Source organism: Buttiauxella cochleicola (genome assembly GCF_021282435.1).
GTDB lineage: Bacteria > Pseudomonadota > Gammaproteobacteria > Enterobacterales > Enterobacteriaceae > Buttiauxella > Buttiauxella massiliensis.
Window position 1 is genome coordinate 46,157 of sequence record NZ_JAJSOT010000013.1, and the last position, 15,723, is coordinate 61,879.

Here is a 15,723-nt window from a genome sequence, read left to right on the forward strand (position 1 = left end):
GCGTCACGAAGATAATGTTCTGATTAGGTTAGAGAAATCTTCTTTGATGTCGTGGCTTTCTTCACGCAACTGCTCAATCTTACGGCAGGCGTGCAGAACCGTAGTATGGTCGCGGCCACCAAAGGCATCGCCGATTTCTGGCAAGCTATGGTTAGTCAGTTCCTTCGCCAGAGCCATTGCCATTTGACGTGGACGGGCAACAGAGCGGGAACGACGCTTGGACAACAGGTCAGCAATCTTTATTTTATAGTACTCTGCCACCGTCTTCTGAATATTGTCGATGGTGACAAGCTTCTCTTGCAGCGCTAGCAGATCGCGCAGCGCTTCACGCACGAAGTCGATAGTAATCGCCCGGCCAGTAAAGTTGGCGTTAGCGATAACACGGTTCAATGCCCCTTCAAGCTCACGCACGTTTGAACGTAAACGCTTGGCAATAAAGAAGGCCACTTCACCTGGCAGACGGATATCGTTCTCGTCTGCTTTTTTCATCAGGATCGCAACACGCGTTTCCAGTTCTGGTGGTTCGATGGCAACCGTTAACCCCCAACCGAAGCGGGACTTCAGACGATCTTCAACACCGTTGATCTCTTTTGGATAACGATCCGAAGTCAGAATGATCTGTTGGTTGCCTTCAAGCAGGGCGTTGAAGGTGTGGAAGAATTCTTCTTGTGAACGTTCTTTATTAGCAAAGAATTGAATGTCATCAATTAGCAGTGCATCAACAGAACGGTAGTAACGTTTGAACTCTTCAATAGCGTTATTTTGCAGTGCTTTTACCATGTCCTGAACGAAACGTTCAGAGTGCATGTACACCACTTTTGCATTCGGTTTGCGCGCAATAATACCGTTGCCAACAGCATGCAAAAGGTGCGTTTTACCCAGGCCGGTGCCGCCATAAAGGAATAAAGGGTTATAAGCGCCACCAGGGTTGTCTGCCACCTGACGTGCTGCCGCGCGAGCCAGTTGGTTCGACTTACCTTCAACGAAGTTATCGAAAGTATGTTTTACGTTAACGTTAGAGCGATAGGAGTGTTCAGCCGGAGCCGGAGAGTTATCCCAGCTTGGGCGAAGATGAGCAGTAGGGCGTGCAATGTGTACATGCGCCGGAGCAGTAGTAACAGTCTGCTGATTCAGCGTTTGGCTGACCGGTTTGCTGCCTACTTCAAAACGCAATACGGGCGCATCAGTACCACAAAAATCATTGAGCAAGCCATTGATGTTATTGAGGTACTTGTCTCTCACCCAATCGAGAACAAAACGGTTTGGCGCATACAGGGCCAGCGTGTTATCGCTTAGTTCCGCCTGTAGGGGGCGTATCCACATACTAAATTCTGTGGCTGGTAACTCATCCTGCAATCGGGCAAGACACTGCTGCCAAAGCGAAAGTGACACGGCGGACTCCACTCGAACAAAGTCGATAAAATGACGAAGACTGAAAGTTTATATTCATGATTGTTGACACACGCCGACTCTTCCACAACGGAACCCCGATTCGGGAAGCGTGCGAACCGCTATCTGCGGTTTATACCCATCGCCCTTCAAGATGTAGGGTTGTTGGCTGCTCTCGTTCACCCAAATCACTTACTGAAGTAAGCTCATCGGGATTAATGAGAGACTCCTGTCTCTCACCGAAGGCCAGCCTTTGGCTGGTCAAATTCGTTCCCGACGAATTTGTCATTCGATTGCCGCCTACCTACATCCTGAAGTCACTCGGGTATACCCCAGGGTGAACGCTAAAGGATCACGATCGGGACCGCGGATCATAGCCTAAAGTACGCCAGAGATCTTCTGTTTCTCACAGTTTCTTCCCGATTTATCCACAGGGCTGTTTTGTGGAGTCTAAGTGTAAACGATCCTGTCAGACGCGCAGCGCTTTACCTTCCTATATTGGAAAATTTAATGACTAGTGCACAAAATCGACTTATCTGATCTAAGGAAGATCCCCAACGATCCTTGCGCTTTAGTGGGGACGCCGTATAATTCCCCACCCGTCGCGTGTCACCACGGCTTTATTTTGGTCAGATCCTGGTCGTTTCAGGGGTCAAAAAGCGAATTAAGGCACGGGAATAAGGAAAGAGAATTGACTCCGGAGTGTACAATTATTACAATCCGGCCTCTTTAATCAGCCACACTGAGGCGTAAGTCGTTTGCAGTTTCTGCAAGGCTCTTCGCTAACCCAGTGAAATTTATCCAAGTTTAGGTAGAAATCGCCATGAAACGCACTTTTCAACCGTCCGTACTGAAGCGTAACCGTTCACACGGTTTCCGTGCTCGTATGGCAACTAAAAATGGTCGTCAGGTTTTGGCACGTCGTCGTGCTAAAGGCCGTTCCCGTCTGACCGTTTCTAAGTAATAAAAGCTAACCCCTGAGTGGTTAAGCTCGCATTTCCCAGGGAGTTACGCTTGTTAACTCCCACTCATTTCACTTTCGTCTTCCAGCAGCCTCAACGGGCTGGCACGCCGCAAATCACCATCCTCGGCCGCCTAAATTCGCTGGGGCATCCCCGCATCGGTCTTACAGTCGCTAAGAAAAATGTTAAACGTGCACACGAACGCAATCGGATTAAACGTCTGACGCGTGAGAGTTTCCGTTTGCGTCAGCACGAACTTCCTCCAATGGATTTCGTGGTAGTGGCTAAGAAAGGGGTTGCAGACCTGGATAACCGGGCTTTATCGGAAGCATTGGAAAAGTTATGGCGCCGTCATTGTCGCCTTTCTCCCGGCTCTTGATAGGCCTGATTAGGGTCTATCAGCGCCTGATAAGTCCGCTTCTCGGGCCGCATTGCCGTTTTACTCCAACCTGTTCTCACTACGGAATTGAGGCATTGCGCAGGTTTGGGGTGTTAAAAGGCAGTTGGTTGACAGTGAAACGCGTATTAAAATGCCACCCTTTGAACCCCGGTGGAGACGATCCCGTCCCACCTGGACCTTTTGATACCAGAGAACACTAACGATGGATTCGCAACGCAATCTCTTTCTCATCGCTTTGTTGTTCGTGTCTTTCATGATCTGGCAAGCCTGGGAGCAGGACCACGCTCCACAACCTCAGGTGCAACAGACCACGCAGACTACGACCACCGCAGCAGGTAACGCCGCAAACCAGGGTGTGCCGACCAGTGGCCAGGGTAAAATCATCACGGTTAAAACTGACGTTCTTGAGCTTTCCATCAACACCCGTGGTGGTGATGTTGAGCAGGCGCTGTTATTGACCTACCCGAAAGAGCTCAAATCTAATGAGCCGTTCCAGTTACTGGAAACTACGCCAGAGTTTGTCTACCAGGCACAAAGTGGCCTGACCGGTCGCGATGGCCCGGATAACCCGGCTAATGGTGAGCGTCCTCTGTATAACGTTGCTAGCGATACTTTCGTGCTGCCAGAAGGCCAGAACGAAATCGTTATCCCAATGACGTATACCGATGCGGCGGGCAATACCTTCACTAAATCCTTCACCCTGAAACGCGGCGAGTTCGCGGTAAGCGTGAATTACGATGTGAAGAACGCCGGTGAGAAACCGCTGGAGCTGGCTACTTTTGGTCAGTTGAAGCAGTCCATCAATCTGCCGACTCACCGCGATACAGGAAGCAACAACTTTGCGTTGCATACCTTCCGTGGTGCTGCGTACTCGACTCCAGATGCGAAATACGAAAAATATAAATTCGATAAAATCGCTGATGGTGAAAACCTGAACGTTAACGCCAGCAATGGTTGGGTTGCGATGTTGCAGCAGTATTTCGCAACAGCGTGGGTTCCAAATAATCAGGGTACCAACAACTTCTATACCACCAAACTGAACAACGATGTGGCAGCGATTGGTTATAAATCTTCGCCGCAACTGGTTCAGCCAGGTCAGACCGCTAAACTGGGTAGCACCCTGTGGGTCGGCCCGGAAATTCAGGACAAAATGGCAGCCGTTGCGCCGCATCTTGACCTGACAGTGGATTATGGTTGGTTGTGGTTTATTTCTCAGCCGCTGTTCAAGCTGTTGAAATTCCTGCACAGCTTCATCGGTAACTGGGGCTTCTCCATTATCGTTATCACCTTTATCGTTCGTGGCATCATGTACCCGCTGACTAAAGCGCAGTACACCTCCATGGCGAAAATGCGTATGTTGCAGCCAAAACTGGCGGCCATGCGTGAGCGTATTGGTGACGATAAGCAGCGCCAGAGCCAGGAAATGATGGCGTTGTATAAAGCTGAGAAGGTTAACCCGTTGGGTGGTTGTCTCCCGCTGGTTATCCAGATGCCAATCTTCCTGGCGTTGTACTACATGCTGATGGGTTCTGTGGAACTGCGCCATGCGCCGTTCGCACTGTGGATTCATGACCTGTCTGCACAAGACCCGTACTACATCCTGCCGATCCTGATGGGCTTGACGATGTTCTTCATTCAGAAGATGTCGCCGACCACTGTGACCGACCCGATGCAGCAGAAGATCATGACCTTTATGCCGGTCATCTTCACGGTGTTCTTCCTGTGGTTCCCGTCAGGCCTGGTACTGTACTATATCGTCAGTAACACAGTGACCATCATCCAGCAGCAGCTGATTTATCGCGGTCTTGAGAAACGTGGCTTACACAGCCGCGATAAGAAAAAGACCTGATAAAAATTAGCGAGTAGCTTACGAAAGGCGGTCAATTGACCGCCTTTTTTATTTCGTAGGGTGGATAAGCGAAGCGCTATCCACCTTCAATCTCGAAAGGGAAAATCATGAGCCATAACGAGACAATCGTTGCCCAGGCGACACCGCCGGGACGTGGTGGGGTCGGTATTCTGCGCGTCTCCGGCCTTCAGGCGCGTGAAGTCGCGCAAGCGATTCTGGGTAAACTCCCCAAGCCACGCTATGCCGATTACTTGCCATTCCGTGATGCGGACGGCAGCGTGCTCGATCAAGGCATCGCGCTGTGGTTCCCCGGCCCGAATTCCTTCACTGGCGAAGACGTGCTGGAACTTCAGGGGCACGGTGGCCCGGTTATCCTCGATCTGCTATTAAAACGCATCCTGGCGCTCCCAGGGCTGCGCATCGCAAGGCCTGGCGAGTTCTCTGAACGTGCATTCCTTAACGATAAGCTGGATTTGGCTCAGGCCGAGGCAATTGCCGACCTGATTGACGCCAGCTCAGAACAGGCCGCTCGTTCCGCGCTAAATTCTTTGCAGGGCGCTTTCTCGGCTCGCGTAAACCATCTGGTTGAAGCGTTGACCCATCTGCGAATTTACGTTGAAGCGGCGATTGATTTCCCGGATGAAGAGATCGATTTTCTCTCTGACGGCAAAATTGAAGCGCAGCTAAACCAGGTGATCGGCGATCTGGACGCGGTTCGCGCCGAAGCACGCCAGGGGAGTCTGCTGCGCGAAGGGATGAAGGTGGTGATTGCCGGCCGTCCAAACGCCGGGAAATCGAGCCTGCTGAACGCCCTTGCTGGCCGCGAAGCGGCAATTGTGACGGATATTGCCGGGACAACCCGTGACGTATTACGCGAACATATCCACATCGACGGTATGCCGCTGCATATCATCGATACCGCAGGTCTTCGCGAAGCAAGTGACGAAGTTGAGCGTATCGGTATCGAACGTGCGTGGAATGAGATCGAACAAGCAGACCGCGTGCTGTTTATGGTTGATGGAACCACCACCGAAGCCACAGACCCGGCAGATATTTGGCCAGACTTTATTGCGCGCTTACCAACACGCCTGCCGATTACCGTGGTGCGTAACAAAGCAGACGTCACCGGCGAAACGCTGGGCCTGAGCGATGTGAATGGTCACTCACTTGTACGCCTGTCTGCGCGTACCGGTGAAGGTGTAGATGTGCTGCGCGATCATCTAAAACAGAGCATGGGCTTTGAAACCAATATGGAAGGCGGCTTCCTGGCGCGTCGTCGCCACTTGCAGGCGCTCGAACAGGCGGCAACGCACCTGGAGCAAGGCAAAGCGCAGCTTCTGGGCGCATGGGCCGGGGAATTACTCGCCGAAGAGTTGCGTCTTTCTCAGCAGAGCCTGAGCGAAATCACCGGGGAATTTACTTCGGATGATTTGCTCGGACGTATCTTCTCGAGTTTCTGTATCGGTAAATAAGTGAAAAAGTAAGCAGGCGCTTACTTTTCATTCATCCCGCAATATATCCAGTATTGCGGGATTTTTTTGCCCTTTTGTCTGGTGCATTAAAAGCTAAATATTCATAGGGTCGATCTATTGACGCTTTTTTACACACACCTGTCCGTGCGTTTCCGCTTTAAAAAACCTACAATCTATCGCTAAGTACAGTGCCCATTATCAAGGAGAGACAAATGGCAACGCACTTCGCAAGATGGACGATCAACCAGAAATACCCCTTTTCGAGCCGACTGAATAAAGAGTGCCAGGCTGAAGCTCTGCAAATGCCCGAGCATCGCCGAACACGGTATTTAGCCTCTCGTAGCCTGCTAGCTGAATTGCTACATATGCTTTATGGCATTCAACAACTACCGAGAATAATCGCCACGGCAGCTGGACGCCCGCACTTTGCCGATCCTTCATTGATGGACTTCAGCATTGCCTATGCCGGAAACAATGTCGCCGTTTTGATAACAACAGAAGGCCGGTGTGGATTAGATATTGAGATTAATCAGTCTTTTGGCCATCTCCCCTCTGTCGCTTCAGGCTCCACTTTTCGCAGCAATGAATCCATCTGGATAAACAATCAAAAAAACCCAGCTGAAGCCCGCGCACAGCTACGCACATTGCATCAAAGCACTTTTAAACTGACAGGCCGCGAAGAAAGTTTGCAACTTCTGCCAGGCGCTGGGCGAATACGCGCTAACGACCAATCAGAAATTGAAGCGATCAGCGATGTGGAAGGACTATTGATCTGGGGATGCGTGGTGTCACCAGCCATTGAAAAGCTCAGTTTGTGGGAATTTGAAGCTCCGCAGAACTGGCATAGTCTGGGGGATGTAAAATCTCGCTATCGGGATCCCAATGGCAGCATTATTCGCTTAACCAGCATGCCATCAGAAAAAGTGTTATATCAAAACTGATCGTTTCCGAACGTACTGACACCAAGGAGTACTCATGTCCGACACGTTAAAGATTGTGACGCTATTAGGTAGCCTGCGTCATGGCTCATTCAATGCCATGGTTGCTCGTACTTTGCCCGGAATCGCTCCTGCGGGAATGAGCATCGATGCGTTGCCGTCGATTAAAGACATTCCATTGTATGACGCGGATATGCAACAAGAAGAGGGTTTCCCGGCGACAGTTGAAGCCATTGCCGAGCAAATTCGCGCCGCTGACGGCGTGGTGATTGTCACCCCGGAATATAACTACTCGGTACCGGGCGGGCTAAAGAATGCCATCGACTGGCTATCTCGTTTGCCTGAGCAGCCTCTGGCGGGTAAGCCTGTGCTGATTCAAACCAGTTCAATGGGCGCCATTGGCGGCGCACGTTGTCAGTACCATCTACGCCAGATTCTGGTGTTCCTCGACGCGATGGTCATGAACAAGCCAGAATTTATGGGCGGCGTGATTCAGAATAAAGTCGATACGCAAACAGGTGAAGTGGTCGATCAAAGCACGCTCGACCATCTGGCTGGGCAACTCACCGCATTTGGCGACTATATTCAGCGCGTTAAACGCTAGTTAGCCAAAGCGCGCCACATCGTTTCAAAACCAAGCGCTTTAAAATCGCCAGCTCGTTCCGGTTCGCGGCTGGCGAACTCCATCGTCGTTTCTGCCAGTGAAGAAAAAATAGCATCGCTAAACGCGCGATACGGCCCGCTGCTGAAGGCTTTTAAGATCGATTGCGAGCAAATTTCGTGTAATTCCGGGAACAACTCAGCCACTTTCTGCTTAGTTTCTTCATCAATTTTATCGCTCACTGCGAGCTGGCGAATCGCGCGATGCGCCTGCGGATTGGCAATCGCCCAGTCGATGTAGCTGTTCCAGATATAGCGGGTGTATTCCTTGGGTTCCTTCAACGTGCGGTCGAGATTCGCCTGCATCGCAAGCAGCAAACCCTGCTTCAAATGGAGATAAAGCTCGTTGAGCAAATCATCCTTAGTGGCGAAATAGCGAAACAGCGTGCCTTCTGCAACCCCTGCGGCACGGGCAATCTGCGCCGTGGACGCAACGATACCCGACTGACCAATAGCGATGGTCGCCGCTTCCAGTAACGCTAGTTTTTTATCTTCACTCTTCGGACGAGCCACAACGTTTAACCCTCTAAATTTACGAAACCGAATTGAATCACGCGAGCTACGCCACTGCAACGCTGAATGTCAGCGTTTGAAAAGCATCTTGACGCAAGTCACTTGCCATCTATAATGAGTGCTTACTCACTCATTATCAAGTTTTGTTCGCAACGTTCCAAAGGATGGGGCGTACATGCAGGCCAGGATATGAAACGTCTCTCCTTTTGCGCGGTTATTATTATGTTGATTGCTACAGCAGCCAGTTTGCCTTTTGTCCTGAATGCCGGATTTGGTCAGGCTCCGCAGGGAGAAGGTTTAAGTTTAGTCGAACGTTCTGCCCATTACGTTGACGGCCAATTCCGCAACCAGGTGCCAACCCAAAGTTATACTGGGAAGAAAAGTATCCTCGCGGCATCGTGGGAATTTTTAACCACGCGCACTGAAAACGCGCGCCCGCAGCAGCCGTTGCCGTTAGTGAAAACCGATCTGGCCAGCTTGCCGCTGGAACAAGACACTATGGTTTGGCTCGGCCACTCTTCGTGGTATCTGCAACTGGCGGGAAAACGCATTCTTATCGATCCGGTGTTCAGTCATTACGCCGCGCCCTTTCCGTTTCTGAATAAAGCCTTCCCAGGGGATTACCCGTGGACGGCGGAGTCGATGCCTGAAATCGATCTGCTGATTATTTCCCATGACCATTACGATCATCTGGATTACGCCACCATCAAAGCGCTGAAACCTAAAATCCGCCAGGTGATCACGCCGCTCGGTGTCGGTTCGCACCTGCGTTACTGGGGAATAAATAACGACATCATTCATGAAAAAGACTGGAATCAGGCCGTAAAAGTCTCGAACGTACTGACCGTTCACGTTTTGCCTGCGCGTCATTTTTCAGGCCGTGGCCTGAAAAGAAACCAGACGCTTTGGGCGAGTTTTATGTTCGTGACTAATGATCACAAAATCTATTACAGCGGCGATACCGGCTACGGGCCGCATTTCAAAGCTATCGGCGAGCAATTTGGATCAGTGGATTTGGCGATTATGGAAAACGGCCAGTACGACGATGACTGGAACAATATTCATATGATGCCGAAAGAAACCGCGCAGGCTGCCGTAGATTTGAACGCGCGCGCTATTTTGCCGGGCCATGCAGGCCGTTTTGTGCTGGCAAAACATACCTGGGATGCACCCTATAAAAGCCTGACCGAAGCAAGTTCCGGCGAACCATTCCGCCTGTTAACACCAAAGCAGGGCGAACCCGTACTGGTGAATGACAACGCACAACAATTTAGCACCTGGTGGGAACCGACCAGTGCCATGTAAGCGAACCGCGCAGGGGGATGTATGACGATTTCCGCTCAAGTTATCGACACCATCGTTGAATGGATTGACGACAATTTGCACCAGCCATTACGCATTGACGATATTGCCGGTCATGCGGGTTATTCGAAGTGGCACTTGCAGCGTTTGTTTATGCAGTACAAAGGCGAGAGTCTCGGGAAGTACATTCGCGACCGCAAATTGCTGCTGGCGGCGCGTGATTTACGCGATACCGATAACAAGGTTTACGATATTAGTTTGAAGTATGGTTTTGATTCGCAGCAGACGTTTACGCGGATATTTACGCGTACGTTTAATCAGCCGCCGGGCAGGTATCGCAGAGAGAATCATAGCCAGTCGCAATAACTGGCTATTTTATAGTACATCCAATACCCAAAATAATTCGAGCTGCAGGAAGGCGGCCAGGCCGTAAGTCCCCAGGAACATAGATAACTATGTGACTGGCGCGCGCGGCCGCAGCCAACGCACCTGCAACTTGAAGTATGACGGGTATTAGTGTGCGTCGATAAACACGATCTTCAGAATGAACAACAGCGCCACAACAATCACGCATGGGCTGATTTCACGCCAGCGACCGGTGCCGAGCTTCATCACGCAGTAAGAGATAAAGCCCAATGCGATGCCTTCGGTGATTGAGAAGCTAAATGGCATCATTACCGCAGTAATAAACGCCGGAACCGCTTCTGTCAGGTCATCCCATTTCACGCGCGACAGGCTGGATGTCATCAACACGCCAACGTAAATCAGAGCGCCTGCTGCTGCATACGCAGGAACCATACCCGCTAATGGTGACAGGAAGATTACCAGCAGGAACAGCAGACCAACAATCACCGCCGTCAGACCAGTACGCCCGCCAACCGACACGCCAGAAGAACTTTCGATATACGCAGTAACGGAAGATGTTCCGATAAACGCACCCGCCACGGAAGACACGCTATCAACGTACAGCGCCTGCTTCATGCGTGGGAATTTCCCTTTTTCGTCGGCAAGACCTGCTTTATCTGTCACACCAATCAGCGTGCCGGATGAGTCAAACAGGTTAACCAGCATAAAGGAGAAGATAACGCCCGCCAGACCGATGTTCAGCGAACCGGCTAAATCAACCTGACCAACAACCGAAAGCACGCTTGGTGGTGCAGAAACAATGCCGTTATATTGAACATCGCCCAACATCCAACCCAGCAGCGTAGTCACCACGATTGAGACCAGCACAGCTGCATGAATGTTACGTGATGCCAGAATAGCGATGATAAAGAAGCCCAGCGCGCCCAGCAGTACGCTGTGCGAAGTCAGGTTACCAATGGTCACCAGGGTGTCTTTGTTCGCCACGATAATACCGGCGTTTTTCAGGCCCATCATCCCGATGAATAGCCCAATACCGCTGGTGATCCCTACGCGCAGGCTCATTGGGATATTGGCAATCATCCAGTAGCGCACGCGGAAAATGGTCAGCAACAGCAGGCCTACAGCACCCCAGAAAATGGCGCCCATCCCGATTTGCCAGGAGATCCCCATCGCGCCAACCACCACGAAGGCGAAGAACGCGTTCAGGCCCATTGCCGGAGCCAGTGCCACTGGCAGGTTGGCGAAAATACCCATCAGGATGCTACCTAATGCGGCAATCAAACAGGTGGTGACAAAAACGGCCTGGGTATCCATACCAGCGGCGCCAAGGATCTGCGGGTTGACGAAAACGATATACACCATCGTCAGGAAGGTCGTAAGACCGGCGATCACTTCAGTGCGTGCCGTGGTGCCGTGTTCGCGCAGTTTAAACACGCGCTCGAGCAGCCCCGGATTTGCGGCCGGAGTAGATTGTGGTTGGCTCATTAGTCTTAATTCCGAACATTGAGAGGGAAAATCCGTCGCTATCCTATACCAAAAATGACAAAACATGATGTCCAACGCAGATTTTTTTCATTGAATTTTCTTATACGGCAACGATTGCGTGCCGCAAAAATTGCGCAAATTGGGTAAGATGGCCCTTCACTTTAATAAAAGGAAGAAGTATGTCCCGGATAGATGCGGTGTTCTTCGACTGCGATGGCACGCTAGTTGATAGTGAAGTGATTTGCTCCCAGGCCTACGTGCATATGTTTGCGCAATACGGCATCGAACTTGCGCTCGAGGAGGTTCACAAGACCTTTAAGGGGATCAAGCTCTACGAAATAATCGACACGATCAATGCCGAATATGGAGTGAACCTGGCGAAAGAGGAACTTGAGCCGATTTATCGCGCCGAAGTTTCACGCCTGTTCGACAGCGAACTAGTTGAGATTGACGGTGCCGCCGCGCTGATTGCGCAAGTCACCGTGCCGATGTGTATCGTTTCCAACGGCCCGGTCAGCAAAATGCAGCACTCGCTGGGCAAAACCGGCATGCTCCACCATTTCGAAGACAAACTGTTTAGCGGCTACGATATTCAGATGTGGAAACCGGACCCGGCGCTGATGTTCCACGCAGCCGATGCCATGCGTGTCGAGGCGAAAAATTGCGTGCTGGTGGATGATTCAATGGCTGGTGCACAATCAGGTATTGCCGCAGGTATGGAAGTTTTCTATTTCTGTGCCGACCCGCATAACAAGCCGATTAACCACCCGAAAGTGACAACCTTTACCGATTTAGCGCAGTTGCCGGAGTTATGGCGCGCGCGAGGCTGGAATATTACGGGTTAGCGAAGATGGCGGATAGCGATTACGCTTATCCGCCCAATGACTCAGGTACTTTGGCGTAATTCAATCTGATAACTGAATAGTTCAACGCGCGCTTCATCTAACTCGTCGTCATCATCGTTATTGAGCAACTCAATCAGCATCTTACCCGCCTCTTTGCCCATTTTTTTATAATCTATACGTATGGAAGTCAGCGTAGGGTGCGTTTGATCGCAACTGTCTGAGCCATCGAGACAAGCGACAGCAATGTTACCTGGAATTTTTAGCAAGCGGCGCTGGCACTCAAACATAATCCCAAGGGCAATGTCTTCATGGCTGCAAATAACAGCATCGAGTTCCGGCTGGCGTTGCAGTATTTCGGTCAACGCATAACGCCCGAACTGTAGGCTTGCGGCTTCCGGAGTGGTAATCACCTGATCAGAGTTCTGGTAGCGGCTGAGCATCGCTTTATGCCAGCCATTCAGCTGCTGGCGTTGCAGGCGATTGTCCATGTGCGCACCAATAAAACCGATATTTTTGTAACCCTGATCCAGCAGGTGTTCGGTCAGCTTATGCGCCGCCTCAAAAAATGCCGTTTCGAGGGAAATCTTCGCCTGGCTAAACGGGGAACCCACAACGTTTATCGTTGGAATGTTTGTTCTTTCGAGAATCTGATAGGTTTTTTCCGCCAGCTGCGAGCCAAAAATCACCAACGCGGCCGGGTTGCTTTGCAGCAATGTCATTAATATTTCAGCTTCTTTATGCTGATTATGTTCGTGGCAACCTAGCAGGAGCTGGAATTCATTTTTATTTAGCACCTGCTGTAGCGACTGCATAAAGCGCGAACTGGCTTTGTCGGTTAAAGAAGGAATCAGAACGGCGACCGTATCGCTATGGCCGGAAGCCAGTGCTCCCGCAGCCCGATTGGGGATATAACCCAACTCCTCCACTGCCTGCTCAATCTTCTCTCGCAGTTTGTCAGAGACCTGCTCCGGGGTTCTTAACGCGCGGGAAACGGTCATGGTTCCGACACCCGCATAATTGGCAACTTCTTGCAGTGTGACTCGCCCGGTACTACGGCGCTTACGCGGCTTTTCCATCAGGCCTCTCCGGACAACGACAACTCACTGTTTTCATTATTTTTATTTCACCGACTATCCGTCAGACAATTGAACACGTTAGCAAAAACCCTAACGCATTGTATATGCAGGAACTCGATATAGCCAAAGTCGGACCCACGAGAAATGATAGCGCTATCACAATCCTTGATAGCGCTATCAGGTAGCGCTATCAAATGGGATATTCATCACATTAATGTCTGCGCAAAAAATCTACCCTCCTGTTAATTATCATCGGGAGTTATCAGTCGCATGTTAAAGAATCTACTAACCACAGAGGTCATTCAGGTCGTCACGCAGGCTAAAGACTGGCGCGATGCCGTGGCTATTTCATGTTGTCCGCTGATTGAAAATGGTTCAATCGAGCCTCGTTATGTCGATGCTATATACCGCTCGCATGAAGCCATCGGCCCGTACTATGTAGTCGGCCCCGGCATTGCGATGCCACACGCACGACCAGAAGAAGGTGCAAATAAACTGGCACTGGCGCTAACGCTGATTACTTCTGGTGTGAATTTTGATGCCGATGAAAATGATCCGGTGAAGTTATTGATCGTGTTGGCCGCACCCGACAGCACCAGCCACATTGAAGCGATTTCTCAACTCGCCCAATTATTCGATAACGAACAAGACATTCAGGCCATTTTGACGGCCAAAACAACGCAGGACATTTTGTCCGTCATTGCGCGCTATTAGAGCCTGGCCCAGTAGGCGTAATTGTTGCAGACCGTTTGGGATCGGACTGCGCGGAAAAACCGTAGCGTACACGTAGTACGTGAGGATTTTGAGCACAGCCCAAGACCAAACGAACAAATAAAATAGCCTAATGGGATAGGCTCTTAATCCAGGGGAAAATTATGAAAATCACAGTGGTTTGCGGTAACGGTTTAGGCACCAGCCTGATGATGGAAATGAGCATTAAAACCATCGTGAAAGATCTGGGTGTCAGTGCGGATGTTGACCATGTTGATCTTGGTTCAGCCAAAGGTACGCCGAGCGATATTTTTGTAGGTACCAAAGACATCGCTGAGCAGTTAGTCGCCCAGTCCGTCGGTGGAAAAATCGTCGCACTGGATAACATGATCGATAAGAAAGCCATGAAAGAACGTTTGTCCGTGGCATTAACCGAGTTAGGCGCACTGTAAGCAGGGGTCGATATGGATTTCTTTCGTTTTTTGATGAGCGATGTGCTTTCCGAACCAGCGGTGCTGGTCGGTTTAATCGCTTTGATTGGCTTGATTGCACAGAAAAAACCAGTCACCGAATGTATTAAAGGCACCGTCAAAACCATTATGGGTTTTGTGATTTTAGGTGCGGGTGCAGGTCTGGTAGTGTCATCGTTAGGTGACTTTGCGAACATCTTCCAGCACGCCTTTGGTATTCAGGGCGTGGTGCCGAACAACGAAGCGATTGTTTCCGTGGCGCAGAAGAGCTTCGGTAAAGAAATGGCGATGATCATGTTCTTCGCGATGGTTATCAACATTCTGATTGCCCGTTTTACGCCGTGGAAATTCATCTTCCTGACCGGTCATCACACGTTATTTATGTCGATGATGGTAGCGGTGATTCTGGCAACAGCTGGTATGAGCGGTGTTACATTAATCGCTGTAGGCTCTCTGGTTGTAGGTGTGGCGATGGTGTTCTTCCCGGCCATTGCGCACCCTTACATGAAAAAAGTTACCGGTTCTGACGACGTGGCAATCGGCCACTTCTCAACATTGTCTTACGTGCTGGCCGGGTTTATCGGCAGCAAATTTGGTAATAAAGAACACTCGACTGAAGACATGAATGTGCCGAAAAGTCTGCTGTTCTTGCGCGATACGCCGGTAGCCATCTCCTTTACCATGAGCATTATCTTCCTGGTGACGTGCCTATTTGCGGGCGCAGATGTGGTGAAAGAACTGAGCGGTGGTAAGAACTGGTTCATGTTCTCCATCATGCAATCCATTACCTTTGCGGCGGGTGTGTACATCATTCTGCAAGGTGTGCGCATGGTGATCGCGGAGATCGTTCCAGCGTTCAAAGGTATTTCCGACAAGCTGGTGCCGAACGCGAAGCCTGCACTCGATTGCCCGGTCGTCTTCCCTTATGCGCCTAACGCCGTACTGGTTGGTTTCCTGAGCAGCTTTGCCGCAGGGTTAATCGGTATGTTCGCGCTCTACCTGCTGAACATGACCGTGATTATCCCAGGCGTGGTGCCACACTTCTTCGTAGGTGCAGCCGCTGGCGTATTCGGTAATGCAACGGGTGGACGTCGTGGAGCAATTCTGGGTGCTTTTGCGCAGGGCTTGCTGATTACCTTCCTGCCAGTGTTCCTGCTGCCAGTACTGGGCGATATAGGCTTTGCTAACACCACGTTTAGTGATGCTGACTTTGGTGCGCTGGGTATTCTGTTAGGCATTATCGTTCGCTAATCGTTGAACGATGCACCAATAAAAACGCCAGCGA

The 15,723-nt window shown here is 50.7% G+C and carries 17 protein-coding genes; 13 read left to right on the forward strand and 4 right to left on the reverse strand.

What is annotated here, in order from left to right:
• Positions 1-3 precede the first annotated feature (3 nt).
• On the reverse strand, positions 4-1,323 hold the full coding sequence (gene dnaA, locus LVQ77_RS21210; protein WP_370639827.1) for a chromosomal replication initiator protein DnaA: 1,320 nt from the start codon (positions 1,321-1,323) through the stop codon (positions 4-6).
• Positions 1,324-2,212: 889 nt separating this feature from the next.
• On the opposite strand from dnaA, the gene rpmH reads away from it, so the two are divergent.
• The 7 genes from rpmH to LVQ77_RS21245 all read left to right on the forward strand — a co-directional run bounded on the left by rpmH (position 2,213) and on the right by LVQ77_RS21245 (position 7,614).
• Positions 2,213-2,353: a 50S ribosomal protein L34 gene (rpmH, locus tag LVQ77_RS21215; protein WP_003849659.1), complete on the forward strand. Its 141-nt coding sequence runs from the start codon at positions 2,213-2,215 to the stop codon at positions 2,351-2,353.
• Positions 2,354-2,370: 17 nt separating this feature from the next.
• A complete protein-coding gene (gene rnpA, locus LVQ77_RS21220; protein ID WP_034499799.1) occupies positions 2,371-2,730 on the forward strand; it encodes a ribonuclease P protein component in 360 nt (119 codons plus the stop codon).
• Positions 2,694-2,951, forward strand: coding sequence for a membrane protein insertion efficiency factor YidD (gene yidD / locus LVQ77_RS21225; RefSeq protein ID WP_072009476.1), 258 nt, complete (start codon positions 2,694-2,696; stop codon positions 2,949-2,951). The genes rnpA and yidD overlap by 37 nt, the downstream gene beginning before the upstream one ends.
• 2 nt (positions 2,952-2,953) lie before the next feature.
• A complete protein-coding gene (gene yidC, locus LVQ77_RS21230) occupies positions 2,954-4,600 on the forward strand; it encodes a membrane protein insertase YidC (protein ID WP_064514830.1) in 1,647 nt (548 codons plus the stop codon).
• A 107-nt stretch (positions 4,601-4,707) separates the two neighbouring features.
• Entirely contained in the window at positions 4,708-6,072 is a 1,365-nt protein-coding gene (mnmE, locus tag LVQ77_RS21235) for a tRNA uridine-5-carboxymethylaminomethyl(34) synthesis GTPase MnmE (protein WP_232905434.1), read from the forward strand.
• A 212-nt stretch (positions 6,073-6,284) separates the two neighbouring features.
• A complete protein-coding gene (locus tag LVQ77_RS21240; RefSeq protein ID WP_232863992.1) occupies positions 6,285-7,013 on the forward strand; it encodes a 4'-phosphopantetheinyl transferase family protein in 729 nt (242 codons plus the stop codon).
• A 34-nt stretch (positions 7,014-7,047) separates the two neighbouring features.
• Complete coding sequence (locus LVQ77_RS21245) at positions 7,048-7,614, forward strand: NADPH-dependent FMN reductase (protein ID WP_232863993.1); 567 nt, start codon at positions 7,048-7,050, stop codon at positions 7,612-7,614.
• On the opposite strand, the gene LVQ77_RS21250 is transcribed toward LVQ77_RS21245, so the two are convergent.
• A complete protein-coding gene (locus tag LVQ77_RS21250; RefSeq protein WP_232863994.1) occupies positions 7,611-8,183 on the reverse strand; it encodes a TetR/AcrR family transcriptional regulator in 573 nt (190 codons plus the stop codon). The two genes, LVQ77_RS21245 and LVQ77_RS21250, sit on opposite strands and share 4 nt — an antisense overlap.
• 189 nt (positions 8,184-8,372) lie before the next feature.
• Here LVQ77_RS21250 and LVQ77_RS21255 point away from each other — a divergent pair, with 189 nt between their 5' ends.
• A complete protein-coding gene (locus LVQ77_RS21255; protein ID WP_232905435.1) occupies positions 8,373-9,488 on the forward strand; it encodes an MBL fold metallo-hydrolase in 1,116 nt (371 codons plus the stop codon).
• A 21-nt stretch (positions 9,489-9,509) separates the two neighbouring features.
• The gene (locus LVQ77_RS21260) at positions 9,510-9,851 is read left to right on the forward strand and encodes a RamA family antibiotic efflux transcriptional regulator (protein WP_232905436.1); all 342 of its coding nucleotides are present in this window, start codon (positions 9,510-9,512) and stop codon (positions 9,849-9,851) included.
• 147 nt (positions 9,852-9,998) lie between these two features.
• Here the strand turns inward: LVQ77_RS21260 and LVQ77_RS21265 are convergent, their stop codons facing one another.
• Positions 9,999-11,336, reverse strand: a complete 1,338-nt coding sequence (locus LVQ77_RS21265; protein ID WP_232905437.1) for an NCS2 family permease — start codon at positions 11,334-11,336, stop codon at positions 9,999-10,001.
• A gap of 179 nt (positions 11,337-11,515) precedes the next feature.
• On the opposite strand from LVQ77_RS21265, the gene yieH reads away from it, so the two are divergent.
• Complete coding sequence (yieH, locus tag LVQ77_RS21270; protein ID WP_232905438.1) at positions 11,516-12,181, forward strand: 6-phosphogluconate phosphatase; 666 nt, start codon at positions 11,516-11,518, stop codon at positions 12,179-12,181.
• 41 nt (positions 12,182-12,222) lie between these two features.
• Here the strand turns inward: yieH and LVQ77_RS21275 are convergent, their stop codons facing one another.
• Positions 12,223-13,257, reverse strand: a complete 1,035-nt coding sequence (locus LVQ77_RS21275) for a LacI family DNA-binding transcriptional regulator (protein WP_232905439.1) — start codon at positions 13,255-13,257, stop codon at positions 12,223-12,225.
• Positions 13,258-13,527: 270 nt separating this feature from the next.
• Here LVQ77_RS21275 and LVQ77_RS21280 point away from each other — a divergent pair, with 270 nt between their 5' ends.
• From LVQ77_RS21280 to ulaA, 3 genes are all read left to right on the forward strand, one after another.
• Positions 13,528-13,971: a PTS sugar transporter subunit IIA gene (locus LVQ77_RS21280; RefSeq protein WP_232864000.1), complete on the forward strand. Its 444-nt coding sequence runs from the start codon at positions 13,528-13,530 to the stop codon at positions 13,969-13,971.
• Between the two features lie 161 nt (positions 13,972-14,132).
• Entirely contained in the window at positions 14,133-14,420 is a 288-nt protein-coding gene (locus LVQ77_RS21285) for a PTS sugar transporter subunit IIB (RefSeq protein WP_232864001.1), read from the forward strand.
• Between the two features lie 12 nt (positions 14,421-14,432).
• The gene (ulaA, locus tag LVQ77_RS21290; protein ID WP_064514855.1) at positions 14,433-15,689 is read left to right on the forward strand and encodes a PTS ascorbate transporter subunit IIC; all 1,257 of its coding nucleotides are present in this window, start codon (positions 14,433-14,435) and stop codon (positions 15,687-15,689) included.
• The last annotated feature ends 34 nt before the right edge of the window (positions 15,690-15,723 follow it).

Coding starts and splice junctions, on each gene's coding strand:
- dnaA (WP_370639827.1), bottom strand. CDS start 1,323: ATGTGGATACGCCCCCTACAGGCGGAACTAAGCGATAACACGCTGGCC.
- rpmH (WP_003849659.1), top strand. CDS start 2,213: ATGAAACGCACTTTTCAACCGTCCGTACTGAAGCGTAACCGTTCACAC.
- yidD (WP_072009476.1), top strand. CDS start 2,694: ATGGCGCCGTCATTGTCGCCTTTCTCCCGGCTCTTGATAGGCCTGATT.
- yidC (WP_064514830.1), top strand. CDS start 2,954: ATGGATTCGCAACGCAATCTCTTTCTCATCGCTTTGTTGTTCGTGTCT.
- mnmE (WP_232905434.1), top strand. CDS start 4,708: ATGAGCCATAACGAGACAATCGTTGCCCAGGCGACACCGCCGGGACGT.
- LVQ77_RS21240 (WP_232863992.1), top strand. CDS start 6,285: ATGGCAACGCACTTCGCAAGATGGACGATCAACCAGAAATACCCCTTT.
- LVQ77_RS21245 (WP_232863993.1), top strand. CDS start 7,048: ATGTCCGACACGTTAAAGATTGTGACGCTATTAGGTAGCCTGCGTCAT.
- LVQ77_RS21255 (WP_232905435.1), top strand. CDS start 8,373: ATGAAACGTCTCTCCTTTTGCGCGGTTATTATTATGTTGATTGCTACA.
- LVQ77_RS21260 (WP_232905436.1), top strand. CDS start 9,510: ATGACGATTTCCGCTCAAGTTATCGACACCATCGTTGAATGGATTGAC.
- LVQ77_RS21265 (WP_232905437.1), bottom strand. CDS start 11,336: ATGAGCCAACCACAATCTACTCCGGCCGCAAATCCGGGGCTGCTCGAG.
- yieH (WP_232905438.1), top strand. CDS start 11,516: ATGTCCCGGATAGATGCGGTGTTCTTCGACTGCGATGGCACGCTAGTT.
- LVQ77_RS21275 (WP_232905439.1), bottom strand. CDS start 13,257: ATGGAAAAGCCGCGTAAGCGCCGTAGTACCGGGCGAGTCACACTGCAA.
- LVQ77_RS21280 (WP_232864000.1), top strand. CDS start 13,528: ATGTTAAAGAATCTACTAACCACAGAGGTCATTCAGGTCGTCACGCAG.
- LVQ77_RS21285 (WP_232864001.1), top strand. CDS start 14,133: ATGAAAATCACAGTGGTTTGCGGTAACGGTTTAGGCACCAGCCTGATG.
- ulaA (WP_064514855.1), top strand. CDS start 14,433: ATGGATTTCTTTCGTTTTTTGATGAGCGATGTGCTTTCCGAACCAGCG.